Source organism: Oceaniglobus sp. K40-3 (assembly GCF_055808395.1).
The window spans coordinates 2,169,241-2,195,307 of record NZ_CM147868.1; the positions used below are offsets into that span (position 1 = coordinate 2,169,241).

Genomic DNA, 26,067 nt, shown 5'->3' on the forward strand with positions numbered 1-26,067 from the left:
GGCAGGGTGATGGCGGACCCGAACGAAATTCTGGCATTCTGGCTGGACGAGATCGGCCCAAAGGGGTGGTATGCGGGTGGTGCGGCGCTTGATAAAAAGGTGCGCGACCGGTTCGGGGCAACCTGGAAGGCGGCGCAGGACGGCGCCTTTGCGCTCTGGCTGACCTATCCCAGCGGCACCCTTGCCTATATCATGTTGAACGATCAGCTTCCCCGGAACATGTTTCGTGACAGCGCGGTTGCCTTTGCATCGGATCGCCTTGCCCTTGCGGCGGCCAAGATGGCCATTGCCCGGGGATGGGACATGAAAATCGACGAACCCGCACGCCAGTTTTTCTATATGCCGCTGATGCATTCGGAAAACCTGTGCGATCAGGATCGTTGCGTGCGCCTGTTTCTGACGCGGATGCCCGAAACCGGGGGCAATAACCTGCTGCATGCCCGGGCGCACCGGGAGGTGATCCGAAGATTCGGGCGGTTCCCGTTCCGCAATGCCGCCCTGTCGCGGGTTAACCACGCTGGCGAACAGGCCTTCATTGACGACGGGGGCTATGGTGCCACGGTGCGGGCGCTTGAGGCGGCCTGATCCCGGGCCGTTCGTGCGGTTTTGACGGCAGCCATTGATTGATGCTGCTGGGCGGATGGTTTAACGTTGAACCAGTTTGACCCGGGGGCAGAGATGGCAGAGCAGAAATTCGATATGATTGTGATCGGCGCGGGGCCGGGGGGTTATGTGGCCGCGATCCGGGGCGCGCAACTGGGCCTCAGGGTTTGCATCGTCGAGCGCGAAAATATGGGCGGGATCTGCCTGAACTGGGGCTGTATTCCGACCAAGGCCCTGTTGCGCAGCGCCGAAGTGTTTCACCTGATGGAGCGGGCGGGCGATTTCGGCCTTTCCGCCTCGGGCATCGGGTTTGATCTGGAGGCGGTGGTAAAGCGGTCGCGCAGGATTGCGAAACAGTTGAATTCCGGCGTTGGCCATTTGATGAAAAAGAACAAGGTCACGGTCGTGATGGGCAGCGCCAAGGTAAGCGCGCCGGGGCATGTTTCGGTGACCACCGACAAGGGTGAACAGACCCTGACGGCACCCAATATCGTGCTGGCCACCGGGGCGCGGGCGCGCGAACTGCCCGGGCTTGAGGCCGACGGCGATCTGGTTTGGACCTATCGCCATGCCCTGGTGCCCAAACGGATGCCGAAAAAGCTCCTCGTGATTGGATCGGGTGCTATTGGTATTGAATTTGCAAGCTTTTTCAACACGCTGGGGGCCGACACCACAGTTGTGGAAGTGATGGACCGAATTCTGCCTGTTGAAGATGCGGAAATTGCGGGCTTTGCCAAAAAGCAATTCATCAAACAAGGCATCACGATCATGGAAGGCGCCACGGTCAAGGGGCTGGACCGTGGCAAGGGGCAGGTCACGGCCAGTATCGAGAGGGGCGGCAAGGTTGAAAAGCACACCTTTGATACGGTGATTTCCGCCGTTGGCATCGTCGGCAATACCGAAGACCTTGGACTGGAGGATCTGGGCGTGACGGTGGATCGCACCCATGTGGTGACCGATGAATTCTGCCGCACCGGCGTAAGCGGCCTTTATGCCATCGGTGATCTGGCGGGCGCGCCCTGGCTGGCCCACAAAGCGAGCCACGAAGGGGTGATGGTGGCCGAACTGATCGCGGGGGGCATCCCCATGCGATCAAACCCGGATCGATTGCCGGCTGCACCTATTGTCAACCGCAGATCGCCAGCGTCGGAATGACCGAAGCGAAGGCGAAAGCGGCCGGGCACGAGGTGCGCGTGGGCCGCTTCCCGTTTATCGGCAACGGCAAGGCGATTGCCCTGGGCGAGGCCGAGGGTATCGTGAAAACCGTGTTCGACGCCAAAACCGGTGAATTGCTGGGCGCCCATATGGTCGGGGCCGAGGTGACCGAGCTGATCCAAGGCTATGTTATCGGGCGCCAGTTGGAAACGACCGAGGAAGACCTGATGCAGACGGTGTTCCCGCATCCCACGCTCAGCGAAATGATGCATGAATCGGTGCTTGATGCTTATGGTCGGGCGATCCATTTTTAGGCGGCGCATCTTGTCGCGATGACCCTCGCGGCATAAGGGGTGCGCATGACAACCACCCCCACGCGCACCGATTGGCCCCTGATTGCCCTGCTGTTTCTGGCCGGGCTGTTTGCGGCGGCGCAGTTTGCAAAGATATCGCTGGCGCTGCCCGCTTTTGCCCGGGCCTATGATCGCGATCTGGCTGATGTTGCGATCCTCGTTTCGGCCCTTGGCACGGTGGGAATCGTGCTGGGTGTGCTGGCGGGCATGATCGTGGCGCGGTTCGGCCAACGCCGGATGCTGTTGCTGGCGCTGCTGCTGGGTGGGGCGGTGTCGTTTGCACAGGCGCTTCTGCCTGCTTTTGGGCCGCTTTTGGTCAGTCGGGTGATCGAGGGGTTTTCCCATCTTGTGATCGTGATCGCCGCCCCGACGATGATGGCCGGGATGGCGCGGCCCGTTGACCAGCCCGTGGTCATGGGCCTGTGGGGTACGTTCTTTGGCGTCAGCTTTGCCATTGCTGCGGTGATGATGCCCCAAATTATCGCCATCGGGGGCCTGTCTGGCCTGATGGTGTGCCATGGCGTCGCGCTCTGGGTGGTGGCGTTGGCCCTGTTGCTGCGCGCCCCCGGCCCCCTGCGCGACAGCCGCGCCGTATTCCGGGCATTCTGCAAGAACATCTTGCCATCTATGGCACGCCCCGGCTTTTGGCGCCGGCATTGGGGTTTGTTTGGTACACGCTCACCTTTGTTTCCCTGCTTACCTTTGTGCCGCTGGTGCCGAATGCACCCTCTGCGGCGCTCTTGCCGATTCTTTCCCTGTCCGGGACCATGACGGCAGGGGTTCTGGCCCGCACCATCGCCCCGGGGCGGATCGTGTTGGTTGGCTTTTGTCTTGTCTTTGGTGTTGCGATATTCCTTGTCTTTGGTCCGTCGGCCTTACATTTTGTCCTGATTTGCGTGCTTTTCTGTGTTGTTGGCCTGATCCCCGGCGCCAGTTTTGCCGCGATCCCGGCGCTGAACACTGACCCGGATGATCGTGCACGGGCCGGTGGCGCGGTTGCACAACTGGGCAATGTCGGCACCACCCTTGGCACGCCGCTGTTTGCGACGGTATTTTGGGCCGGTCTGGACGGATTGATGGTGTTGACGGCATCCCTTGCCCTGTGCGGTGCCTCCTGCGTTGTGTTTATCCACAGAAAGATTGCCACCGAAGTCTAAAGAAATGGTAAATGTTCCACATATGTTCTAGGTTGCGGGTGGCAGACGGCGCCATCGCGCCTATCTTGAAACCATCCGCCCCCCGGGGCCGCACGAAATTCCGAGGTGGGCCATGCCCGAGTTGAAAATGATCGAAGTGCGCGGCGCGCGCGAACACAACCTGAAATCCATTGACGTGGATATTCCGCGCGATCAACTGGTGGTGATCACCGGGTTGTCGGGGTCGGGGAAATCCAGCCTGGCGTTTGACACGATCTATGCCGAGGGCCAGCGCCGCTATGTCGAATCCCTTTCGGCCTATGCCCGGCAATTCCTTGATATGATGCAGAAGCCTGACGTTGATCATATTTCGGGGCTGTCACCGGCAATCAGTATTGAGCAAAAGACGACCTCGAAAAACCCGCGCTCGACAGTCGGCACCGTCACCGAAATCTATGATTACCTGCGCCTGCTTTTCGCGCGGGTCGGCACCCCTTACAGCCCGGCGACCGGCCTGCCGATCGAGGCGCAACAGGTGCAGGATATGGTTGACCGGGTGATGGCCATGGAGGACGGAACGCGCGGCTATTTGCTGGCGCCGATCATTCGGGATCGCAAGGGCGAGTATAAGAAAGAGTTCGTGGAACTGCGCAAGCAGGGGTTTCAGCGGGTCAAGGTGGATGGCGCGTTTTACGAGCTGGAAGAGCCGCCGACGCTGGACAAGAAATTCCGCCATGACATTGATGTGGTGGTTGATCGCCTTGTGGTGCGCGAGGGGTTGGAAACGCGGCTGGCCGACAGTTTCCGAACCGCGCTGGATCTGGCTGACGGGATCGCCATTCTTGAAACTGCACCGACCGAAGGCGAGCCGGAGCGGCATACGTTTTCCGAGAAATTTGCATGTCCGGTCAGTGGTTTCACCATCCCCGAGATCGAACCGCGGCTGTTTTCGTTCAACGCCCCCTTCGGGGCCTGCCCGGTTTGCGATGGCCTGGGGGTAGAGCTGTTTTTTGACGAACGGCTGGTGGTCCCCGATCAGAACCTGAAGATTTCAGACGGGGCGCTGGCGCCGTGGCGGAAAGGCAAATCTCCTTATTTTCTTCAGACGATTCAAGCGATTGCAAAGCATTATTCATTCAATCAGAACGACAAATGGAAAGACCTGTCGCCCGAGGTTCAGCAGGTGTTCCTGCGTGGGTCGGGGGATGAAGAGATTCCGTTTCGCTATGATGAAGGCGGCCGTGTGTATCAGGTGAGCCGCGCATTTGAGGGCGTGATTCCCAATATGGAGCGGCGCTATCGCGAGACCGATTCAAACTGGATTCGCGAGGAATTTGAACGCTATCAGAACAACCGGCCCTGCGGCGCCTGTGGTGGCTATCGCCTGCGCCCCGAGGCTTTGGCGGTGAAAATCAACGGTTTGCACGCCGGGCAGGTGGTGCAGATGTCAATCCGCGAGGCGTTTGATTGGACGTTGACGGTGCCCGATCACCTGACGGTGCAAAAGAACGAAATCGCCCGTGCCATTCTGAAGGAAATCCGAGAACGCCTTGGATTCCTTAACAATGTCGGGTTGGAATATCTGACACTGTCGCGCAATGCCGGCACGCTTTCGGGCGGAGAATCGCAACGGATTCGACTGGCCAGCCAGATCGGCAGCGGGCTGACCGGGGTGCTTTATGTGCTGGATGAACCCAGCATCGGGTTGCATCAACGCGACAATGACCGGCTGCTTGGGACGCTGAAAAACCTGCGCGATCAAGGCAATACTGTGATCGTCGTGGAACATGACGAAGAGGCAATCCGCGAGGCGGATTATGTGTTCGATATCGGTCCGGGCGCCGGGGTGCATGGTGGGCAGGTGGTAGCCAAGGGAACACCGGATGAGATTATGGCGAATGCCGAATCGATCACCGGCCAATACCTTGTTGGCAAAAGGGAAATCCCGGTTCCGGCGACCCGGCGCAAGGGTAACAAGAAAAAACTGACGGTGGTGAAAGCGACCGGGAACAACCTGCATGACGTGACGGCGGATTTTCCGCTGGGGAAATTCGTCTGTGTGACCGGGGTGTCGGGGGGCGGAAAATCGACCCTGACCATCGAAACCCTGTTCAAGACGGCCTCCATGCGCCTGAACGGGGCGCGCCAGACTCCGGCGCCTTGCGAAACCATCAAGGGGTTGGAGCATCTGGACAAGGTGATTGATATTGATCAGCGCCCGATCGGGCGGACTCCGCGTTCGAATCCAGCGACTTACACCGGGGCCTTTACGCCGATCCGCGACTGGTTTGCCGGGCTGCCCGAATCCAAGGCGCGGGGGTACAAGCCCGGGCGGTTCAGTTTCAACGTCAAGGGCGGGCGCTGCGAGGCCTGTCAGGGCGATGGCGTGATCAAGATCGAGATGCATTTTCTGCCCGATGTCTATGTGGAATGCGAGACATGTAAAGGCGCGCGATACAACCGGGAAACTTTGGAAATCCGTTTTAAAGGCAAAAGCATAGCGGACGTTCTTAACATGACGGTTGAAGATGCGCAGGAGTTCTTCAAGGCCGTTCCCAGCATCCGGGAAAAGATGGATGCCCTGATGCGGGTCGGCCTTGGCTATATCAAAGTGGGCCAGCAGGCGACGACCCTTTCCGGCGGCGAGGCGCAACGGGTGAAATTGAGCAAGGAGCTGGCCAAGAGATCAACCGGGCGCACGTTGTATATTCTGGATGAACCGACGACCGGCCTGCATTTCGAAGATGTGCGCAAGCTGTTGGAAGTATTGCATGAATTGGTCGATCAGGGCAATTCCGTTGTGGTGATCGAACACAATCTGGACGTGGTAAAGACCGCCGATTGGATCATCGACATCGGCCCCGAAGGTGGCGATGGTGGTGGCCAGATCGTGGCGAAAGGCACGCCTGAGGATATTGCCAAAACGCCAGAAAGCTATACAGGCCAGTACCTTAAACCACTTTTGGAACGGCGTAAGGTGGCCGCAGAATAGATCAGGCCGCGAGGTCCACCCAGACCGGCACATGGTCTGAGGGTTTTTCGCGGCCGCGCACCTCGGGTTCAATCCAGCAATCTTCAAGTAAATCAGCACATTGCGGGGTCAAAAGAAAGTGGTCAATGCGGATTCCGTCGTTGCGGTTCCACGCGCCGGCCTGATAATCCCAAAAGGAATAGTGGCCCGGCCCTTGGGTGCGGGCGCGGAACGCTTCGGTAAAGCCGAGGTTCAGCAGGCGGCGAAACGCCGCGCGTGAGGTGGGCATTGCCAGGGCATCATCGCGCCAGGCATCGGGGCGGGCGGCGTCCTCGTCCTGGGGGATAATGTTGTAATCTCCGGCCATTAGCGCCGGTTCTTCAGACAAAAGAAGCTGTTGCGCCCGGGCGTGGAGCCGTTCCATCCATGCCAGTTTGTAGTCGTATTTCGGCCCCGGTGCTGGGTTTCCATTGGGCAGATACAACCCACAGATTTTAATGGGTTTTTCACCCATCACTGTCGCTTCGATCCAGCGGGCCTGTTCATCGCTGTCATCGCCGGGCAGACCGTGGGTCACATCCTCAAGCGGAAGTTTCGAGAGGATCGCGACACCGTTAAAGGATTTCTGCCCGTGGGTGAAAACGGAATATCCTTTGTCTTCAAAGTGTTCGCGTGGAAAATTCTCATCCACCGATTTGATTTCCTGCAAGATCGCGACGTCCGGCGTGCTTTCATCCAGCCAGTCGGACAAGGCCCCGATGCGGGCCTTGATGCCGTTGATGTTGAAGGTCGCGATTTTCATGGGGCGGTTCCTGATCCGTTACATGGAAAAGGATGTACCGCAGCCACAAGAGGATGTCGCGTTCGGATTTTCGATCACAAACCGCGCGCCGATCAATTCTTCGGAAAAATCAATGACGGCATTGGCGAGAAAGGGCAGGGAAACGGAATCAACCAGCACCTTTTGCCCGTCCTTTTCCAGCACCAGATCATCGTCATCGGGTTGATCCAGCTTGATATCATATTGAAACCCGGAACAGCCGCCACCATCGACAGCCACGCGCAGGGCCTGAGGCGCCTCGGCGGCATCGTTGATTTCGGCCAAACGGGCAAATGCGCGGTCGGTAACCTTGGGCGGCAACAGCATGGCGGGCCTTTCACGTTTGCTTGGCACTTGTGTTGCAATATATGTCGGGTGGGACAGGCTCACAAGAACTGGCAGGAATATGAACGCGGTCTTTGCATCACGCCCCGAGGAAACCCGGGGGCGGCTTTATGCCGAAGAAGAATCGACGTTCCGGTCGTGTTTTCAACGGGATCGCGACCGGATCATCCACGCCAGCGCCTTTCGACGGCTGAAGCACAAGACCCAGGTGTTTATCGAACACGAGGGCGATTATTTTCGCACGCGCCTGACCCACAGCATCGAAGTGGCCCAGGTGGCCCGCACGATTTCGGGGGTTCTGGGGCTGAATGGCGAATTGACCGAGGCCATTGCCCTTGCCCATGATCTGGGCCATCCGCCCTTTGGTCACACCGGCGAAGAGGCGTTGCAGGTTCTGATGGCGCCCTATGGCGGGTTTGACCATAACGCGCAGGCGATCAAGATCGTTACATCGCTTGAGCGCCATTACGCCGATTTCGACGGGCTGAATCTGACGTGGGAAACCCTTGAGGGGATTGCAAAACATAATGGTCCTGTCGCGCCCCTTCGGCGCGACGGCACGGTGACGGGCGACATTCCGTTTGTGCTGTCTGATTACAACGCCCGCCACGATCTGGAGCTGCACAGCTTTGCCAGTGCCGAGGCGCAGGTGGCGGCGCTGGCCGATGATATCGCCTATAATAACCACGATCTGCACGACGGTTTGCGGGCTGAATTGTTCAGCACCGATGAGTTGGGCGAAATGCCGCTGCTCGACCGGTGTTTCGGGCGGGTTGATGACCTGTATCCGGGCTTGAATTATTATCGCCGGCGGCACGAGGCCCTGCGCCGGTTCTTTGGTCTGTTGGTGGAAGATGTGATCGCACAGGCGCAGAACCGATTGGAGCGTCTGGCGCCTGCATCGGCGCAGGAGGTGCGGGACGCCGGGCAGGGGATGATCCGGTTTTCCGAGCCGGTCTGGCGTGATTTGCAGGTGATCCGCGATTTTCTGTTCCACCGGATGTACCGCGCGCCCAAAGTGGTGGACATGCGCGCCCGGGTAACCGCGATGATCGAGGATCTGTTCCCGCTGTTCATGGTCGATCCATCGCAATTGCCCAAGCAGTGGCGCAAGGATGTGGCCGAGGCCCAGGGCGAAACGGAACTTGCCCGCATTGTTGGGGATTACATCGCCGGGATGACCGACCGCTTTGCGATTCAGGAGCATGGGCGGCTTTGTGGTGGAAAGGGCGGAATTTGAGTATTTTTATCAGTAAAAAACCAGGGGCAGGGCGCTGATGGCGAGCGAAGTGGAAGGCGCGCTTGGCGCCGTGCAGGCCTTTGCATTGGTTGGCGCGCTTGGGGTTGGGTCGCAATGGGTTGCGTGGAAATTGCGGATGCCGGCCATCGTTTTGATGCTGCTGGCGGGGGTTCTGGCGGGGCCGGTGTTTGGCCTGTTTGATCCGGTGCGCGACATCGGGCCGTTGACCGGGCCGATGATTTCGCTGGCGGTGGCGGTCATACTGTTCGAGGGGGGCTGACCCTGAATTTTCAGTCCTTGCGCGATGCGGCTGAAGGGGTGCGGCGGCTGGTTCTTATTGGCGCGCCAGTGGGGTGGCTGACCAGCACGATGGCGCTGCGGTTCGGGGCCGGGCTGAGTTGGGAAAGCAGCGCGGTTTTCGGCGGCATCATGATTGTCACCGGGCCGACGGTGATTGCGCCACTGCTGCGTTCGGCCCGCCTGTCGCGCCGCCCCGCCGCGTTGTTGCAATGGGAGGCGATTGTAAACGATCCGATTGGTGCCCTGGCGGCGGTTCTGGCCTTTGGGGTTGTGCTGGTGCTGAACACCGCCACGACGGCGGGCGCGGCGGCGATGGAATTTGTCGTCGGGATCGGGTTTGCCACGCTGTTGGGGGCGGCTGCGGGTTGGGTGCTGGCGCGCAGTTTCAAGCGGGCGTGGGTGCCTGAATACATGAAGGTTGCGGTGTTGTTCTGCACGCTGCTGGCGGTGTTTGCCCTGTCGGATTCGCTGCTTCATGAAAGCGGGTTATTGGCGGTGACGGTGATGGGCATCGTGATCGGCAATGCCAATCTGCCCAGTTACGATGAGGTGCGCCGGTTCAAGGAACACGCGACGATCCTTTTGGTCAGTGGTGTGTTCATCCTGCTGGCGGCGTCGTTGGATTTTACGCAACTGGGCGCGCTGACCTGGCGGGCGGGGCTGTTTGTGGCGTTGGTGGTGTTGGTTGCGCGGCCCCTGACGGTGATGATCGCGTTGGCCTTTACGAAAGTGCCTGTGAAAGAGCGGCTTTTGGTTGCGCTGACCGGGCCGCGTGGTGTGGTGCTGGTGGCGGTGGCGGGGCTGTTCGGGGAACGATTGGCGGGTCTTGGCGTGACGGATGGCGGGTTGATCGGGCCGCTGGCCTTTGTTCTGGTTGCGGTGACGGTGGTGCTGCATGGGTTTACCATGGCGCCCCTGGCGCGGTGGCTGGGGCAGGTGGCGACGGAACTGCCCGGGGTGTTGATTGTGGGCGGGTCGCGCTGGAGCGTCGGGTTGGCCGAGGTTCTGACGCGTCATGATGTTTCGGTGCTGATTGCCGATCCCAACCGCAGCCATCTGCGCCGCGCAAGGGCGGCTGACATACACACGTTTTATGGGGATATTCTGTCAGAGGTGGCGGAACACCGGGTTGAGATCAACCGTTTTGCCACAGTCATTACCGCCACCGACAATGATGCCTATAACACCCTTGTCGCGACGGATCTGGCGCCAGAATTCGGGCGCGAAAATGTGTTTCAGCTGACCCGCGAGAAATCCGAATTCTCGCGCAATCAACTGCCTGCATCCCTGGGCGGGCGGGGGTTGGCCGATGCGGCGACTTTTGGCAAGATGAGCAATCGCATGTGGGAGGGATGGACCTTTCGCAGCACCGCGCTGAGCGAGGAGTTTACCTTTGAGGATTGGCGGATGATGCGCCCCGAAGCGGTGATTGTGGGGCATATAGACAAGGCCGGAGCGTTTGTGCCGTTGCATGCCAAGGTCGCCGGCAAATTCGATGGCGAGGCGGGCATTCGCCTGATCACCATGGTGCCGCCGGGAACGGGCGATCTGATTGCGCCAGAGGGCGAGATGGACGAAGCACAGGCCGACGGTACTCCGCAAGATGATGAAGAGGCCGAGAAGGTCGCGCAGACCGAAGCACGTGACGGGCGGCCCAGCGGTGCACCGCGCGAGGATGCCAAGACGTAAAAGGGTTATTTTCGCAAGGCTTTGAGAAGGGCGAAATACGCGAGGATCAGGGTGAATATGTCAATCACCGGCAATCCGGCGCCGGTGCCGGTCGGGGTGTTTGTGGTATGTTCCAACTGGCGCACCGAGGCGGTGATTGTTGCCTCTTGCTGGCCCAGGCCAAACCCCTGAATTGCGGCGTCATCGGCGGTTGCGAATTTCATCAACTTATTGAGTGATTTTGCAATGGTTTCCACCGCTGTGGCGACGCCGTCTTTTCCCGCCCCTTTTTCGGCCAGCAATTCGCCGACTGCGAGAGCAATTTCAAGGGTCGCGCCATAGAGCCGTTCAAGATTGCGATCACGGCTTTTGAAACGCTGACCGGCGGAATGGCGCGCCGAACGGTCGGCGGCAAAACGCATCTGTTGAAATTGCAGCGCATTCAGGTGGTGGCCGGATTTGATCTGTTTCTGTGCCATGGTCAGTTGTTGCAGCCAGCGTTCAACCTTGGCCGAAAGGCCGGGGTCATAGGTGCCCTCGGCGGCCAGGGACCGCGTGGTTGTTTCGGCTTTTATGTCGTCGCGCAGGCGGTGCAGGGTGATCAGGCGGGCTTCAAAATTCATGGGGATGGCTTTCGGAAAAGAGTTGATGAAAACACGGGCAATCTAGCGCGTTTTGGCTCTGCGGTCCAGTTTGCGGCAGGCGCGGTCTTTCGGGTGATTGAACATTCCGCTGCGCGTGTTAAACCGCGCGCAACCCTGAAGGACAGCCGAAATGAACCTGTTTGCCGAGATCCGCACGCTTGTGATCGCCTCACTTGAAACGATGATGGCCGAGGGCGCCTTGCCTGCCGGGCTTGACCTTGCCAATGTGGCGGTAGAGCCGCCCCGCGATGCGGCCCATGGCGATATGGCAACCAACGCGGCGATGGTTCTGGCCAAACCGGCCAGGATGAAACCCCGCGACATTGCCGACGGCCTGGCGGCGCGGTTGACCGGTGATCCGCGCATTGTGGCGGCGGATGTGGCGGGGCCGGGTTTCTTGAACCTGCGGCTGGCCGATGATCTGTGGGCCGGGGTTGTCACGGCCGCGCTGGATGATCCGACATACGGGCGGTCCGACATGGGTGCGGGCAGGCGGGTTTTGGTCGAATATGTTTCGGCCAATCCCACCGGGCCGCTGCATGTGGGGCACACCCGGGGCGCCGTTTTTGGCGATGCTTTGGCGGCATTGCTGGATTATGCGGGCTGGGATGTGACGCGGGAATATTACATCAACGATGGCGGTGCGCAGGTCGATGTTCTGGCGCGCTCGGTTTACCTGCGCTATCTTGAGGCGCACGGTCAGGCGGTGGCGTTTGAGGATGGCACTTATCCCGGCGATTACCTGATCGCAGTGGGTGAGGCGCTGAAAGACAAGGTTGGCGATGCCTTTGTCGGCAAGGACGAACAGGTTTGGCTGTCAGAGGTGCGTGAATTTTCGACACAGGCGATGATGGATCTGATCCGCGCCGATCTGGCCTCTCTTGGGGTCGTCATGGATAGTTTTTACAGCGAAAAGTCGCTTTATGGCACCGGCAAGATCGAGGCGGCGATTGATGATCTGGATGCCAAGGGGCTGATTTACGAAGGCACGCTTGAGCCGCCCAAGGGCAAGCTGCCCGAGGATTGGGAGCCGCGCGAACAGACCTTGTTCCGCTCGACCGCCCATGGCGACGATGTAGACCGCCCGGTGAAGAAATCCGATGGGTCGTGGACCTATTTTGCCCCCGACATCGCCTATCATTATGACAAGGTGCAGCGCGGTTTCGATGCCCTGATTGATGTGTTCGGCGCCGATCACGGGGGCTATGTCAAACGGATGAAAGCGGCGGTTTCAGCCCTGTCGGGGGGCGCCGTTCCTCTTGATATCAAGCTGTGCCAACTGGTGAAGCTGTATAAAAACGGCGAACCGTTCAAGATGTCCAAACGGGCCGGCACCTTTGTGACCCTCGCGGATGTGGTTGAACAGGTCGGCGCCGATGTGGCGCGCTTTGTCATGCTGACCCGCAAGAACGACGCGCCGCTGGATTTTGATTTCGCCAAGGCGGTCGAGCAATCCAAGGACAACCCGGTGTTTTACGTCCAATACGCCAACGCAAGGGTGCATTCCGTCCTGCGCAAATTTGCCGGGTCCGGGATTGCCCTGTCGGATCAGCCGGTGCTGGAGGATGCCGCCGAATTTGCCGTGGCGCGCAAACTGGCCGAATGGCCGCGTCTGGTGGAAATCGCCGCGCGCAATCATGAACCGCACCGGGTGGCGTTTTACCTTTATGAACTGGCGTCGGATTTCCACACCTTGTGGAACCGGGGCAACGACACCCCGGGCCTGCGGTTCCTGCAAGAGGGCAACACATCGGCGTCCAGCGGTAAAATTGCACTGCCGCGCGCTGTATCCGTTGTCATTTCCGCAGGTTTGGGTATTCTTGGGGTAACCCCGGTTGAGGAAATGCGCTGAGCAAAGGCGCCCCTGCTGCGGGTTGCGAGACAGGCAAAACGACAGACATCGCTGATAATTGGCCCTTTCGGGCTGTTTGGCGATTCGAGCAGTGAGGCATGGAATGGCGGATGTTTACAACGACGCAGGCGAAGCGACACCCCATGGCGCAAAGGTGGGCCGCGCGGTCAATCTGGCCGGTGGGCTGATTTCGCTTGGGTTGCTGCTGGGCACCGGGGTCTGGGGCTATAAACTGTTGGTGCGCGATGTTACCGGGGTGCCGGTTGTGCGCGCCCTTGCGGGGCCGATCCGCATTGCCCCCGAAGACCCGGGTGGGGTAAGTGCCGCGCATCAGGGGCTGGCCGTCAATCAGGTGGCCGCCGATGGCGTTGCTGCCGGCCCGGCGGAAGAGGTGATTCTGGCGCCCGCGCCCCTGACCCTCGCCGCCGAAGATTTGCCCGCACCGCGCCTGCCGCGCCCGGTTCTGGATCAGGCCGCCACGCCAACGCCCGCTGTGGCCGACGCCGCCGTTGCCATTGACGACACCCCCGAAGATGCACTGGCCACCGATATGGCCGTCGCCGAAGCCCTGAGCGATGCGCCGCCTCTGGATCTGCCTGAAATGACCGGCGATTCCACCACCGATGCGCTGGCCCTGGCCGAAGCCCTGTCAGATGGGATAACGCCCCTGACCGGGGTAACAGATACCTCTGCCGACACGTCGGGCAACCTGCGCGATGAAAAGGGCCTGCGCCGCTCGCCCCGTCCGCCCCTGCGCCCCGAGGGTCTGTCACGCCCGGTTGTCGTGGCTGCGGCCCAGACAACGCCCGATACCGTGGACGTCGCCGCCGACACCATTCCGGCCGGGACGCGCCTTGTGCAATTGGGCGCGTTTGAATCCGCCGAGATCGCCCGCAACCAATGGGACAAGATCGGCGATCAGTTTCAGGATTACTTTGGCGGCAAACAGCGCGTCGTGCAGCGCGCGCAATCGGGCGGCAAGACGTTTTACCGCCTGCGCGCCATGGGCTTTGCCGATCTGAGCGACGCGCGCCGGTTCTGTTCGGCGCTGATGGCCGAAAAGGCCGATTGCATTCCCGTCGTTGTGCGCTGATCCGGTGGCGACCTCGGCCTTTACCGTTGGTGTCGATGGCCCGGTTCTGGGTGGTGAAGAGGCGGCCTTTCTGGCCGAAACCCGACCCTGGGGGTGATCCTGTTTGCCCGCAATGTGGAAAACCCCGATCAACTGCGCGCGCTGACCGGTGCGATCCGCGATATTCTGGGCGATGGCACCCCGATCCTTGTGGATCAGGAGGGTGGGCGGGTACAGCGGATGTTTGCCCCCCATTGGCGGCAATGGTTGCCGCCGCTTGATCATGTGGCGGCGTCAGAGGGTGCGGCGCGGGCGATGTATCTGCGCGGCCTGCTGATCGGGCATGAGTTGGCCCAGGTCGGGATCGACGTGAACTGTGGGCCAACCTGCGATGTGGCCACCGCAAACACCCATCCATTTCTGAAAAACCGCTGCTTTGGCCATGACGCCAAAACCGTGACGGAAATGGCCCGGGCCATGGCCGAGGGGCTGATGGATGCCGGGGTTTTGCCGGTGATGAAACACATGCCCGGTCATGGGCGCGGCGCGGTGGACAGTCACCATGACCTGCCGGTTTGCGACGCTGATCGCACCACCCTTGAGGCGGTGGATTTCGCTCCCTTTCGGGCGCTGAACGATCTGCCCATGGGGATGACCGGCCATATGCTGTTTCCCGCGCTTGACGCGCGTCCCGTCACCCATTCTCCGGTGCTGATCAAGGATGTGATCCGGGGCAGCATCGGGTTTGACGGGCTGTTGATGACCGATGACATTGGCATGAACGCCCTTGGCGGCACAGTGGTGGACCGGGCGGTGCGCGCACAGGCGGCGGGTTGTGATCTGGTGCTGCATTGCAATGGCGATCTGGCGGAACGGCGGGTGGTCGCGGCGGCGCTTGCGCCCATGTCCGAACGGGCCAAACAGCGCGCGCAGGCCGCATTGGCACAGAGGCGCGCCCCTGTAAATGTTGACATTCCCGCCTGTGAGGCCGAGCTTGCGGCGCTCATGGGGGGCATGTCTATGGCTGAGCCGGACGAGCCGCAATTCGATCCGGTGGCCGAACGTCTGGCCGCCGAGGCGCTGATTGTCGATGTGGACGGGTTTGAAGGGCCGCTTGACGTGCTGCTGACCTTGTCGCGCACTCAAAAGGTGGACCTGCGCCAGATTTCAGTGCTTGCCCTGGCGCGTCAATATCTGAGCTTTGTGGAACAGGCCAAGGCCCTGCGCATCGAACTTGCCGCCGATTATCTGGTGATGGCGGCCTGGCTGGCGTTTCTGAAATCGCGGCTGTTGTTGCCCCCAGACCCCGAGGACGAAGGGCCATCGGGCGAAGATCTGGCCGCACATCTGGCATTTCAGTTGGAGCGACTGGCCGCCATGCGCAATTGCGCCGCGCGGTTGATGGGGCGTGACCGTCTGGGGCGCGATTTCTTTGCGCGCGGGCAGGGCGAAGGCGTCGAACGTATCCGCAGGGTGCAATATACGGCGACCCTGCTGGACCTGATGCAGGGCTATGCCCGCATCCGCACCCGCGACGATTTCCGCCCCTTCGTGATGGACCGCACCAATGTGATGACCATGGAAGAGGCGCTGGAACGGATGCGCGGGCTGATCGGTTTTGTCGGGGACTGGACCGACCTGTCCAGTTATCTGCCCGACGACTGGCAGGGCGACCCGGTGCGCCGGCGCAGCGCCACAGCCAGCCATTTCGCTGCCTCGCTGGAATTGGTCAAGGCGGGGCGTATCGAAATCCGGCAGGGGGGCACCTTTGCTCCGATCCAGATCAAAACGCGGGAGGCTCGATGAGCGCGCGGCACGCAAGCGAAGAGAGCCTGTTCGAGGCGCCGCCCCTGGCCGAACAGGAACGCATGGTCGAAGCGGTGCTGTTCGCCAGCGCCCAACCGGTGAGCGTGGCCGATCTCAACGCGCGCATGCCCCACGGCAGCGATGCCGCCGAGGCGCTGGCCCTGCTGCGGCGCCGTTACGAGGGGCGCGGGGTGCAGGTGGTGAAAGTGGGCGACGCCTGGGCGATCCGCACCGCCCCCGACCTTGGATTCCTAATGCAAAAGGAAACGGTTGAACTGCGCAAATTGTCACGCGCGGCCATCGAAACCCTTGCCATCGTCGCCTATCACCAACCTGCCACCCGGGCCGAGATCGAGGAAATTCGTGGCGTTTCCGTGTCGCGTGGGACCATTGACCAACTGCTGGAACTGGATTGGATCCGACTGGGGCGGCGTCGCATGACCCCGGGGCGCCCGGTCACATTTGTTGTAACCCAAGGGTTTCTTGACCATTTTGCGCTGGAATCGGCCCGTGATCTGCCCGGACTGAAAGAGCTGCGCGCCGCAGGTCTTTTGGAAAACCGCCCCGCCCCAGACCTGAGCGACCCGGGCGATGATGACGGGCAGGGCGACATGTTTGAAGGGGACGAGACATGAATCAGATCGTCAACATGGTTCTGCGTATGGTGATGCGCAAGCTTATGAACCGGGGGATGAACGCGGGGATTGATCGTGCTTTGGGGCCGAAAAAGCCGCGAAATACCATGACTGCGCAAGAGCGTGCTCAGGACAATACGGGGCGCGAAAATTCCAAACGGGCAAAGCAGGCACTGCGCGCGATGCGGCGGATCGGGCGATTTTGACCCTTGGCACGCAATGAGAGTGCGGAGCTTGAGTATTTTTGTCAGTAAAAAGCCGGGGCGCGGTGTTTTACGTGCGGAAGTGTTTTGCCAGTTTGAGGCCCTGACCCTGATAGTTTGATTTCAGGTCGGCGCCGTAAAGCTGTTCCGGCGTCGCGGCCATGTTTTCGTAAATCAGCCGGCCGACGACCTGACCATGCTCCAGAACAAAGGGGGCCTCGTGGCAGCGTACTTCAAGCACGCCGCGCGCCCCGGTTCCGCCTGCGGCGGCCCAGCCGAACCCGGGATCGAAAAAGCCCGCGTAATGCACCCGGAATTCCCCGGCCATGGCCAGAAAAGGCGCCATTTCAGCGGCGTAATCCGGGGGAATGACCACCGCTTCGCGGCTGACAAGGATATAGAATGCGCCGGGGTCGAGAATGATGCGCCCGGTGTCGCTGTGCAGTTCCTCCCAGTATTCGGCGGGGGGGTAATGGGCGATATTATCGAGATCAATCACCCCGGCGTGGGGTTTGGCGCGATAGCCGACCAGAGTGCCGGTTTGCGGTTTCAGATCAACGGAAAAGGCCAGCCCGTCGTCGATCACCGCTGTGGTATCCACCAGCGGGGTTTGGGCGTGCAGGGCGCGCAGGGCGGAATCGTCAAGGCGCCCCTGGCCTTCGCGAAAGCGGATCTGGTTCAGCCGCATGCCAGGGCGCACCAGCACCGAAAACGACCTGGGGCAGATTTCAGCATAGAGAGGGCCGGTGTAACCATCTGGAATCCGGTCAAATTCGGTGCCGCCATCGGTGATCGTCCGGGTGAGGAGATCGAGCCTGCCGGTTGAGCTTTTGGCATTGGCGACGGCCTGAAGCCCCGCAGGCAGCGCCAGGCGTTCGGCCAGGGGCACGAGATAGACACAGCCCTTTTCCAGCACCGCGCCACCGTTCAGATCAACCCGGTGCATCTGGAAATCTTCCAGCCGTGCGGCGACAGTGGCATCGGCCCCGGTAAGGAACGAGGCGCGCACCCGATAGGCGACATTGCCCAACCGCAGATCCAGCGAAGCGGGTTGAATCTGGGCCTCAAGGATCGCGGGGTCAGCCGCGATGGCGCCGGATGCGATCAGGGCGCGCAGGCGCTGGCTGGGCAATACGCCGGTCATGAGATGCCTTTGGTAAGAGTGGCAATGGTAGAGCTATTGGTCGGGCTAGCAGGACTCGAACCTGCGACCTTCCGTCCCCCAGACGGACGCGCTACCAGGCTGCGCCATAGCCCGACTGAGGGTGCTTTTAACGAGATCCCGCGCCGAGGGCAAGGGCCGATTGCAGCATTGTACCATGAGTTTACGATCAATCTGCCGCAGGGGCCGAAGGGGCCGCCACCATCCGGCCATGGAGCGCGGCCAGACGTGCAACGAGGGGGCGCAGGGAATCGGCATTCTCGCGCAAGCGGGCATCGGGCGCTGCGCGAGATCTGGTCGAGCAGGCTGGCGGGGGCGTCGCACATTGGGGCGGGCGATTCGGGGGCGGTGTCGCGCTCTGGTGCGGCGGCGGGCTGTGGGGCGTCATCGACAAAGGGCCAGCGATTGAGGGATTCGTCGGGTGTTTCCGCCTGGCCGAGATCGAAGGAGGGGGCCGGGTCGGTATCGGGGGTGAACTGAACCACCTCGCCCCGGGGCGGGAGCGACGGGACATCGACGGCCATCGGGCTTTCGCCTGGCCCGCTGTTGTCTTGCGGGGCATCGGAGCCGGGCGAGAGTGCGCAAACATGCGTCACGCCTTCCTCGCGCAGGAGTTTTTGAACACCCCGGATGGTCAGCCCGTCATCATGGAGCAAGCGTTTGATTCCGCCCAATAATTCCATATCTGCCGGGCGATAATACCGCCGGCCGCCGGCCCGTTTGACCGGTTTGACCTGGGTGAACCGGCTTTCCCAGAACCGCAGCACATGGGTGGGCACGTCAAGCCAGTCGGCCACTTCGCTGATGGTGCGAAAGGCATCGGGCGATTTGTTATCCATGAAGCTTACCGTTTATTGCCATCCGCCACCCGGTCGCGCATCAGATGCGAGGGGCGGAACGTCAGCACCCGGCGGGGGTGGATTGGCACCTCTTCGCCGGTTTTGGGATTGCGCCCGATCCGGGCCGATTTTGCCCGCACCGAGAAGGTGCCGAAGGACGAAATCTTGACTGAATCGCCCGCGGCCAACGCATCGGACATGTGGCCAAGAACGGATTCGACCAATTGCGCGGATTCATTCCGGCTTAGGCCGACTTCGCGAAAGACGGCCTCGCTCAGGTCCATCCGGGTCAGTGTTTTTTCACTCATGTCATCCCCCAAGGATTTTTGTAACCTTGGCGCGCCCTGTTTTCAAAGTCAATCTCAATGGCTTGCGCGTTGCGGTGAATGTCACGCGTCAGGTGCGATCTGCGGGCCTGCTGCGCTACCAGCGCAGAATGACCGACCCCCAGGCCAGCCCGCCGCCGATCGCCTCGGTCGCAATCAGATTGCCCCGCTTGATATCGCCGCGGTCCTTGCCCACGGACAGGGCCAGCGGGATCGAGGCCGCGGATGTATTGCCATGATCCTGCACGGTCAGAATCACCCGGGACAGAGGCAGGCCCATCTTTTGTGCGGTGGATTTGATGATGCGCAGATTGGCCTGATGGGGCACCATCCAATCGACATCCTGAGGTGACAGCCCGGCCTTGGCCAATGCGGTGTCGGCGGTCTGGGCCAGCTTTTCCACTGCGTGGCGGAACACCTCTTTGCCCTGCATCCGCAGATGGCCGACGGTCTGGGTGGACACACCGCCGTCGACGTAAAGCGCGCTTTTGTATTGGCCGTTGGAATTCAGATCGGTCGACAGAATACCACGGTCCGCCGTGGTGCCTTTGCCGCTTTGCGCCTCAAGTATGAGCGCGCCGGCGCCGTCGCCAAACAGGACACAGGTGGCGCGGTCGCTCCAGTCTATGATGCGGCTGAAGGTTTCGGCGCCGATGATCATGACGCGCCTGGCCTGGCCCGAAATGATCAGGGCGTTGGCGTTGGCCAGAGCAAAGACAAACCCGGCACAGACCGCCTGAATATCAAAGGCAAAGCCCCGTGTCATGCCCAGATTGGCCTGCACCATGGTGGCGGCCGAGGGAAAGGTCAGATCGGCGGTCGAGGTGGCAAGAATGATGGCATCCAGATCATCCGCCACCAACCCGGCATCGGCCAGGGCGGCGGTGGCGGCGCGGGTGGCCAGATCCGAGGTCGTCTGACCCTCGGCGGCAAAATGGCGCCGTTCGATCCCGCTGCGCGAGCAGAATCCATTCGTCAGAGGTGTCGACCATCGCTTCGAATTCGGCGTTCTCGACCACCCGGTCGGGGAGGTAATGCCCAACCCCCGTTACGACAGCACGTGTTGTCATGATGCGGTATCGTCCTGTTGCGGTGGTGTTTCGGTTTGCTGGCGGTGGGCCAGGCCGGCGGCCACCCGCGCGGCCAGCCGTTCGTTGAACCCGCCCTGGGCCAGTTTGAACGACAGCTTGATCGCCGCTGAAATGCCTGTGGCATCGGCGCTGCCGTGGGATTTCACCACGGTGCCGTTCAGGCCCAGAAATACCCCGCCGTTCACCCGGCGCGGATCAATCCGTTTCTGCAACCGCTTGAGCGACCCAAGGGCCAGAAGGGCGGCAACTTTTGACAGAAGGTTAAAGGAAAACGCCTCGCGCAGAAGATCGCTGATCAGTTTGGCGGTGCCTTCGCCGGTTTTCAGGGCGACATTGCCGGTGAACCCATCGGTCACGATCACATCGACCCGATCAGAGGGGATATCGCCCCCCTCGACAAAACCGACAAATTCAAAGTCGGAATGGGCGGCGGCATCGGCGATCAGATCATGGGCGACCTTGAGTTCGGCGCGGCCCTTGTGTTCTTCGGTGCCGACATTCAGCAACCCGATGCGCGGGCGTTTCAGGCCCAGCCCGTTGCGGGCATAGGACGACCCCATCAGCGCATATTGCAACAGATCATCCTGATCGGCGCGGATGTCAGCGCCCACGTCCAACATCATGTTGAACCCGCCGGGATTGCGCGACGGCCAAAGGCAGGCAATGGCAGGGCGGTTCACCCCGTCGATCTTGCGCAGGCGGATCATGCTGACGGCCATCAGCGCGCCAGTATTGCCACAAGACACGGCAACGTCGGCATCGCCTGCGCGCACCGCCTCGATGCAGGACCACATGGAGGTGTCCTTGCCGTGGCGCATGACCTGACTGGGCTTGTCCTCCATGGTGACGACACCGGCGGCATCGCGGATTTCGCAACGCTCACTCAGCCCGGCCTGTTCGACCAAGGGGGCAAGTTCGGTCCGGGGACCGTGCAGGATAAACCCGATGTCGGCGTTTTTCTCGGCCGATTTTGCCATTCCGGCGACAACGGCCTTTGGCCCCTGATCGCCGCCCATTGCATCGATCGAAATGATCGTGCGCCCCCCGTACCCGTGTGCGAAGGGCCGCCGGAACGTGCGGCGGCTTCATCATTGGGGACAGGGGAAACCTGGGGCATGCTGGGCGGCGGGGCCGACGTGGGCTTATGCCGCGTCGTCGTCCAGATCGATTTCGTCAGCCTGAGCGACGATTTCACGCTCGGCGTAATGGCCGCAGGCACCGCATACATGGTGCGGGCGCTTCAGTTCACCGCAGTTCGGGCACTCTGCCGGATTGCCGGGCGTCAGCGAATCGTGCGCGCGGCGCATGTTGCGGCGGGACTTGGTGATTTTATTCTGTGGGACAGCCATGTCTCAACCTCAGGTTATCGGGGGCCACTTGGCCCGGTGTTGCTCATCTCGCGGGACTGCGAATTCGTTATTGATCCCGCAGGGCCATACGCCCATCGGGCGCGCGGTTCAAGCCCTGTGAAGGCCCCCGGAAAGAGCGCGGAACATACTGTGATCTGCGCGCGGGGCAAGGGAAAACTGGTTGCCCTAGCTGTCTTTTTCATCATCCAGCGCCGCGCGCAACCCGGCCAGCCCGGCAAAGGGGCGTGCATCCTCGTCGCGCATGGGCGCCTGGCCCGGTTCGGTGAACACCGCTTCGCCCAGGGCGACGCCCGCAGCGCGTGGAAAATCGGGCAGGGCCATGGCCAGCGCCTCGGCCATCACCTGCCCAAGATCAAGGGTGGCAGGCAGGGGTTCGGCGGTGTCATCCTCGGGCATTTCGATTTCGCCGCCGGTGTCTGGCAGTTCCATTTCCGCCAGATACCGGCGCTGAATATCACTGTCGATCCGGGTGGTGACGGGGGCAAGGGTGACGACGCAGGGCTGCACCACTGTGGCGCCAAGGCGCGCGGTCAGGGTCCAGTCATGGCGCCCCACGGGGGCCAATGTACCACTAAATCGCAGTTTGCGCAGGGCCGACAGCCCCAGATCAGCGGCCAAAGCGGCGCGGCCATCGGCATCGGGCACCAGTTCGAACGTCGTTTCGCGCCGGTGCCCCAGATCGGACAGGCGCAGGATATGGGGCGAAGGCGAAAGAGGTGTGGACATGGTGGTGTTTCGATTCTTGAACAGTGGGCGAACAAACTGTAAGCCGGATAAGAGGCAGATAAAAGCAGCGCAGAGGGTGGTATGGGGCGATTGGCCAGGATGACACGGCTGGGGGCGGCGATTGTGCTGGCACTGGCAGTGGCCGGATGCACGGCGATTTACCGCAATCACGGCTATGTGCCAGCGGATGATGAACTTGCCGCAATCGAGGTAGGCACCGACACCCGTGAAACCGTTGCCGCCGCCGTCGGGCGGCCCACGTCGACCGGTGTTCTGGACAAGGGCGGGTGGTTTTACGTCAAAAGCCGGTTCCGCCACTATGCCTATCGCGCCCCGCAAGAGGTGGAACGTGAAGTGGTGGCCATTTCCTTTGACGACACTGGCGTGGTTGAAAATATCGAACGCTTCGGGCTTGAGGACGGGCGCGTCGTGGCGCTGTCGCGTCGGGTCACCGACAGCAACGTCAAGGGTATCGGGTTCTTGCGACAGTTGTTTGGCAACATCGGCAACTTCAACGCCGGGGATTTCCTGCAATAGCGCCGGAACCGGGGATCACGATTCGCCCGGAATGGCGCAGCCCCGAATGGGCCGCGCCATGACCCTAGCTGGTTGACTTGGGTTTGAATTCCAACGCCACACCGTTGAGGCAATAGCGCAGGCCGGTGGGTTGTGGCCCATCGGGAAACACGTGGCCAAGATGCGCCGCGCAGCGGTTGCAATGCACCTCGGTGCGTTTCATCAGCCAGGACCGGTCTTCGTGTTCGCCGACCATTTCAGGAACGGCGGGTTTCCAGAAGCTGGGCCAGCCGGTGCCGCTGTCGAATTTATGGGCCTGATCAAACACCTCGGCGCCGCAACAGACGCAATGAAAGCTGCCCGGCTCTTTGGGAAAGGAATCATGGGAAAAGGCGCGTTCCGTTCCGTGTTTGCGGGTGACCTTGAACGCCAGATCTGACAATTGTTCGCGCCATTCGGCATCGGATTTGGTGACTTTCTGCATCGCATGTCCTTTCACACTTGCCCGGATTGCCGGGGTTGCCCCATATCTAGGGTGTTTTGCGGGGCATCCAAGCCATGAATGGGCGATCATGACACAGGCCAAAGGTGCAATCCTTCTGAGCAAGGGCCGGTTGCGGGCACGCATGGCGGCGGGTGCGCCGGATATGGCCGCCGCGCTGGCCCTGCGGGGGCGCTGTTTTCGGGGCGGGGCCGACCGGAACGACCGGGACGCATTCGATGTACTGTGTGATCATGTGTTGATCGAAACCTGTGATACCGGCGCTTTGGTGGGGTGTTTTCGGCTGCGCCTTTATCGGGGCGCTGCGATCGTCCACAGCTATTCCGCGCAATTCTATGATCTGGCGGCGCTGGGACATTTCGGCGCGCCGATGCTGGAACTGGGGCGATTCTGCATTCACCCTGATTGGCAGGATGGTGATGTGTTGCGGTTGGCATGGGGGGCGGTGACACGGCAGGTCGATGATTTGGGGGTGGGGCTGCTGTTTGGCAGTTCGTCCTTTGCGGGATGCGATCCGGCGCCCTATCACCACGCCTTTGCCTATCTGCGCGACCGGCACCGCGCGCCAGATCGTTGGGCGCCCGGTGTCGGCGCGGGCGAGGTGGTGCGTTTTGCGCCCTTGCCCGGTGTCACCGGCAGCGCCGCGCAAAAGGTGCTGCCGCCGCTGTTGCGCACCTATCTGGCCATGGGCGGATGGGTCAGCGACCATGCGGTGATCGACCGCGCCCTTGGTACGGTTCATGTCTTTACCGGGCTTGAGATCGCGCGCGTCCCGGCAGGGCGCGCCCGGCTGTTGCGCGCCGTGGCCGGGTGAAATCAGGCTGTGAACGCCGAAAGCCGGTCGTAAAGCTGCCCGATCCCGGCGCGATCGACATTGGCAAAGGCGATGCGCAGCTGCCGCTTGCCTGCCGGGTCTTGGTCGGGGGTGAACATGGTGCCGGGCAACAGCAGCACCCCGGCATCGCGCACCAACCGTTGGGCCAGCGCATCCGATGGTATATCGAACGGGTGTTCCACATAGGCGAAATAGGCGCCACAGCCGAGCAGGTTCCAGCCGGGCAGGCGGGCGAACCCCTGTTCGATGGCGGCGCGCCGATCAAGGATTTCATCCCGTTCCCCCGCCAGCCAGCCATCAAGATTCTGCATCCCCCAAAGCGCCGCATACTGGCCCAACTGGTTGGGGCAGATCGTGACGGTATCAAGAAATTTTTCCACCTGCGCCAGCCGCGCCATACTGGCCGTCAGCGCCCCAACCCGGTGGCCGGTCAGACGATACGCCTTGGAAAACGAATAAAGCTGAATCAGCACATCATCCCAATCGGGATCGGTGAACAGATCGTGGGGCGCACCGCTGCGGCTGTCAAAGTCGCGATAGGTTTCATCAAGGATCAACGCCAAACCATGACTGCGCGCCAGACTGGCAAAGGCGCGCAGGGTTTCGGCCGGGTATTCCGCGCCCCCCGGATTGTTGGGCGTGACCAGAACGATCGCCTTGGTGCGTGGTGTGATCAGCGCGGCGCAGGTTTCAGCGTCGGGAATCAGGCCCGCCCCGGTGGACAGGGGAACAGTGGCGATTCCATTCATATCAAGCCACATTTTATGGTTGAAATACCATGGGGTTGGCAGGATAATTTCATCCCCTTGGGTGGCAAGTGTTGCGATCACCGCCGCAAACGCCTGATTGCACCCCGAGGTGATGGCCACCTGATCGGGCGTGATTGTTGCACCGTAAGCGGCGCTCCAGCGGGTGGCGACCTCGGCGCGCAATTCGGGCAGGCCCAGAACCGGGCCATACAGATGGGATTGCGGCGTGTTCATCAGGGTGTCGGCCATAGCGGCGCGCATCGGTTCAGGGGGCGGGGCCACGGGCGCCGCCTGAGACACATTGATCAAGGGGCGGTCATCGGGAAATGTCACCCCGGTCAGCCAGCGGCGCGCCTCCATCACGGGCGGGGCCGTGGTAGAAGCCATGTGAGGGTTCAACAGAAGCGGCATCGCGCGACCTTTCGTCAGGGGGCCGCGCGACACTAGACCGGTGCAGGACCGGTGAAAACCCTCAGGGGATGATGCGGTTGTATTTCGTGCCCTTGACCGTGGCCCCGGCAATCAACCCGGCCTGACCGAAAATCACCGCGATCACCGGTGACAGCGATGTGGTGGTATCGGCGGAAAGATCGCCCGCCTGATCGTTTACCGCATATTGCACATCGGCGCCGGCCGACCAGCCGGGCGAATTGCGGAAGGTATAAAGGGCGTCATTGGTCATGAAGAACAACACATGGGCGTATTGCTGCGCCCCGATCTGAAGCCCGACACTGGCCTGGGTGGCGGAATAATAATCGATCGTGCTGCCCGCCACCTGAAGCGCGCCGCGCCCATAGCTGCCGCCGATTCCCAGACCCGCCTCGGTGACCAGCGGCATCACCAACTGGCCTGCCGCCTTGTCGCGCAGATCGCGGGTGGCAGGATAGGTGGAATACAGAAAATCAAGGGACCGGGTGACGCGCGCATCAATGGTTTCGGCGCCAAGACTGCCCAGACCGTTGGAACAGGCAGCGCCAAGGGCCGCCGTCGATGCCGCACCGGCCAGAACCGCGCGCCGGGAATAAATGTTCATGTGGGTTTCGCCCTTTTACTGCCGATTATGCCTCGTGCGATGGTCTTATCTGACCATTCAGGCGCAAGGTTAGGCCAGATACCGCCCAATGTCACGCCCTTATGACACCATCGGC

At 61.4% G+C, this 26,067-nt stretch carries 23 protein-coding genes, 1 tRNA gene and 5 pseudogenes; 15 read left to right on the forward strand and 14 right to left on the reverse strand.

Going from position 1 to position 26,067, the window contains the following annotated elements:
- The first annotated feature begins 9 nt into the window (after positions 1–9).
- The 5 genes and pseudogenes from AC0L7P_RS11250 (at position 10) to uvrA (ending at position 6,239) form a co-directional block, all read left to right on the forward strand.
- Positions 10–585: a DUF924 family protein gene (locus AC0L7P_RS11250; protein WP_473432873.1), complete on the forward strand. Its 576-nt coding sequence runs from the start codon at positions 10–12 to the stop codon at positions 583–585.
- A gap of 93 nt (positions 586–678) precedes the next feature.
- Positions 679–2,072, forward strand: a pseudogene (gene lpdA, locus AC0L7P_RS11255) (dihydrolipoyl dehydrogenase).
- A 45-nt stretch (positions 2,073–2,117) separates the two neighbouring features.
- On the forward strand, positions 2,118–2,882 hold the full coding sequence (locus AC0L7P_RS11260) for an MFS transporter (RefSeq protein WP_473432874.1): 765 nt from the start codon (positions 2,118–2,120) through the stop codon (positions 2,880–2,882).
- Complete coding sequence (locus AC0L7P_RS11265) at positions 2,879–3,268, forward strand: hypothetical protein (protein WP_473432875.1); 390 nt, start codon at positions 2,879–2,881, stop codon at positions 3,266–3,268. The genes AC0L7P_RS11260 and AC0L7P_RS11265 overlap by 4 nt, the downstream gene beginning before the upstream one ends.
- A 112-nt stretch (positions 3,269–3,380) precedes the next feature.
- On the forward strand, positions 3,381–6,239 hold the full coding sequence (uvrA, locus tag AC0L7P_RS11270) for an excinuclease ABC subunit UvrA (protein WP_473432876.1): 2,859 nt from the start codon (positions 3,381–3,383) through the stop codon (positions 6,237–6,239).
- A gap of 1 nt (position 6,240) precedes the next feature.
- Here the strand turns inward: uvrA and xth are convergent, their stop codons facing one another.
- Both xth and AC0L7P_RS11280 read right to left on the reverse strand, forming a co-directional pair.
- Entirely contained in the window at positions 6,241–7,020 is a 780-nt protein-coding gene (gene xth / locus AC0L7P_RS11275) for an exodeoxyribonuclease III (RefSeq protein WP_473432877.1), read from the reverse strand.
- 18 nt (positions 7,021–7,038) lie between these two features.
- Positions 7,039–7,365, reverse strand: coding sequence for a HesB/IscA family protein (locus AC0L7P_RS11280; RefSeq protein ID WP_473432878.1), 327 nt, complete (start codon positions 7,363–7,365; stop codon positions 7,039–7,041).
- 79 nt (positions 7,366–7,444) lie between these two features.
- On the opposite strand from AC0L7P_RS11280, the gene AC0L7P_RS11285 reads away from it, so the two are divergent.
- Positions 7,445–8,623 carry a deoxyguanosinetriphosphate triphosphohydrolase gene (locus tag AC0L7P_RS11285; protein WP_473432879.1) on the forward strand — a complete coding sequence of 393 codons (1,179 nt, stop codon included), beginning with the start codon at positions 7,445–7,447 and terminating at the stop codon, positions 8,621–8,623.
- Positions 8,624–8,660: 37 nt separating this feature from the next.
- Positions 8,661–10,612, forward strand: a pseudogene (locus AC0L7P_RS11290) (cation:proton antiporter).
- A gap of 5 nt (positions 10,613–10,617) precedes the next feature.
- Here the strand turns inward: AC0L7P_RS11290 and AC0L7P_RS11295 are convergent.
- Positions 10,618–11,214, reverse strand: a complete 597-nt coding sequence (locus AC0L7P_RS11295) for a hypothetical protein (protein ID WP_473432880.1) — start codon at positions 11,212–11,214, stop codon at positions 10,618–10,620.
- 151 nt (positions 11,215–11,365) lie between these two features.
- Between AC0L7P_RS11295 and argS the strand changes: the two genes are divergently transcribed.
- From argS to AC0L7P_RS11325, 6 genes and pseudogenes are all read left to right on the forward strand, one after another.
- A complete protein-coding gene (argS, locus tag AC0L7P_RS11300; RefSeq protein WP_473432881.1) occupies positions 11,366–13,087 on the forward strand; it encodes an arginine--tRNA ligase in 1,722 nt (573 codons plus the stop codon).
- A gap of 103 nt (positions 13,088–13,190) precedes the next feature.
- Positions 13,191–14,180, forward strand: a complete 990-nt coding sequence (locus tag AC0L7P_RS11305; protein ID WP_473432882.1) for an SPOR domain-containing protein — start codon at positions 13,191–13,193, stop codon at positions 14,178–14,180.
- Between the two features lie 114 nt (positions 14,181–14,294).
- Positions 14,295–14,984 (forward strand): annotated as a pseudogene (locus AC0L7P_RS11310) (glycoside hydrolase family 3 N-terminal domain-containing protein); the annotation flags it as partial.
- Positions 14,985–15,179: 195 nt separating this feature from the next.
- Entirely contained in the window at positions 15,180–15,965 is a 786-nt protein-coding gene (locus AC0L7P_RS11315) for a segregation and condensation protein A (RefSeq protein WP_473435443.1), read from the forward strand.
- Positions 15,962–16,600: an SMC-Scp complex subunit ScpB gene (gene scpB / locus AC0L7P_RS11320; protein WP_473432883.1), complete on the forward strand. Its 639-nt coding sequence runs from the start codon at positions 15,962–15,964 to the stop codon at positions 16,598–16,600. The genes AC0L7P_RS11315 and scpB overlap by 4 nt, the downstream gene beginning before the upstream one ends.
- Positions 16,597–16,806 carry a hypothetical protein gene (locus AC0L7P_RS11325; protein WP_473432884.1) on the forward strand — a complete coding sequence of 70 codons (210 nt, stop codon included), beginning with the start codon at positions 16,597–16,599 and terminating at the stop codon, positions 16,804–16,806. Before scpB ends, AC0L7P_RS11325 begins: the two co-directional genes overlap by 4 nt.
- Before the next feature lie 67 nt (positions 16,807–16,873).
- On the opposite strand, the gene AC0L7P_RS11330 is transcribed toward AC0L7P_RS11325, so the two are convergent.
- The 8 genes and pseudogenes from AC0L7P_RS11330 to AC0L7P_RS11365 all read right to left on the reverse strand — a co-directional run bounded on the left by AC0L7P_RS11330 (position 16,874) and on the right by AC0L7P_RS11365 (position 22,317).
- Positions 16,874–17,947: a 2'-deoxycytidine 5'-triphosphate deaminase gene (locus AC0L7P_RS11330; RefSeq protein WP_473432885.1), complete on the reverse strand. Its 1,074-nt coding sequence runs from the start codon at positions 17,945–17,947 to the stop codon at positions 16,874–16,876.
- A gap of 37 nt (positions 17,948–17,984) precedes the next feature.
- Positions 17,985–18,061: transfer RNA gene (locus AC0L7P_RS11335), tRNA-Pro, on the reverse strand.
- A 566-nt stretch (positions 18,062–18,627) separates the two neighbouring features.
- A pseudogene (locus AC0L7P_RS11340) lies at positions 18,628–18,804 on the reverse strand (MerR family transcriptional regulator); the annotation flags it as partial.
- 5 nt (positions 18,805–18,809) lie between these two features.
- Complete coding sequence (gene ihfA, locus AC0L7P_RS11345) at positions 18,810–19,112, reverse strand: integration host factor subunit alpha (RefSeq protein WP_473432886.1); 303 nt, start codon at positions 19,110–19,112, stop codon at positions 18,810–18,812.
- Positions 19,113–19,227: 115 nt separating this feature from the next.
- A pseudogene (locus AC0L7P_RS11350) lies at positions 19,228–20,200 on the reverse strand (beta-ketoacyl-ACP synthase III).
- The gene (plsX, locus tag AC0L7P_RS11355) at positions 20,197–21,237 is read right to left on the reverse strand and encodes a phosphate acyltransferase PlsX (protein ID WP_473432887.1); all 1,041 of its coding nucleotides are present in this window, start codon (positions 21,235–21,237) and stop codon (positions 20,197–20,199) included. The pseudogene AC0L7P_RS11350 and the gene plsX overlap by 4 nt, the downstream one beginning before the upstream one ends.
- Before the next feature lie 126 nt (positions 21,238–21,363).
- On the reverse strand, positions 21,364–21,570 hold the full coding sequence (rpmF, locus tag AC0L7P_RS11360; protein ID WP_473432888.1) for a 50S ribosomal protein L32: 207 nt from the start codon (positions 21,568–21,570) through the stop codon (positions 21,364–21,366).
- 186 nt (positions 21,571–21,756) lie between these two features.
- A complete protein-coding gene (locus tag AC0L7P_RS11365) occupies positions 21,757–22,317 on the reverse strand; it encodes a YceD family protein (RefSeq protein WP_473432889.1) in 561 nt (186 codons plus the stop codon).
- Between the two features lie 99 nt (positions 22,318–22,416).
- Between AC0L7P_RS11365 and AC0L7P_RS11370 the strand changes: the two genes are divergently transcribed.
- Positions 22,417–22,854 (forward strand): outer membrane protein assembly factor BamE, encoded by a 438-nt coding sequence (locus AC0L7P_RS11370; RefSeq protein ID WP_473432890.1) that lies wholly within the window; start codon positions 22,417–22,419, stop codon positions 22,852–22,854.
- 64 nt (positions 22,855–22,918) lie between these two features.
- On the opposite strand, the gene msrB is transcribed toward AC0L7P_RS11370, so the two are convergent.
- A complete protein-coding gene (gene msrB, locus AC0L7P_RS11375) occupies positions 22,919–23,317 on the reverse strand; it encodes a peptide-methionine (R)-S-oxide reductase MsrB (protein ID WP_473432891.1) in 399 nt (132 codons plus the stop codon).
- 88 nt (positions 23,318–23,405) lie between these two features.
- On the opposite strand from msrB, the gene AC0L7P_RS11380 reads away from it, so the two are divergent.
- Positions 23,406–24,149 carry a GNAT family N-acetyltransferase gene (locus AC0L7P_RS11380; RefSeq protein ID WP_473432892.1) on the forward strand — a complete coding sequence of 248 codons (744 nt, stop codon included), beginning with the start codon at positions 23,406–23,408 and terminating at the stop codon, positions 24,147–24,149.
- A gap of 2 nt (positions 24,150–24,151) precedes the next feature.
- On the opposite strand, the gene AC0L7P_RS11385 is transcribed toward AC0L7P_RS11380, so the two are convergent.
- Positions 24,152–25,330 carry an aminotransferase gene (locus AC0L7P_RS11385; protein WP_473432893.1) on the reverse strand — a complete coding sequence of 393 codons (1,179 nt, stop codon included), beginning with the start codon at positions 25,328–25,330 and terminating at the stop codon, positions 24,152–24,154.
- 61 nt (positions 25,331–25,391) lie between these two features.
- Positions 25,392–25,952, reverse strand: coding sequence for a lipid-binding SYLF domain-containing protein (locus AC0L7P_RS11390; protein WP_473432894.1), 561 nt, complete (start codon positions 25,950–25,952; stop codon positions 25,392–25,394).
- Positions 25,953–26,067 lie beyond the last annotated feature (115 nt).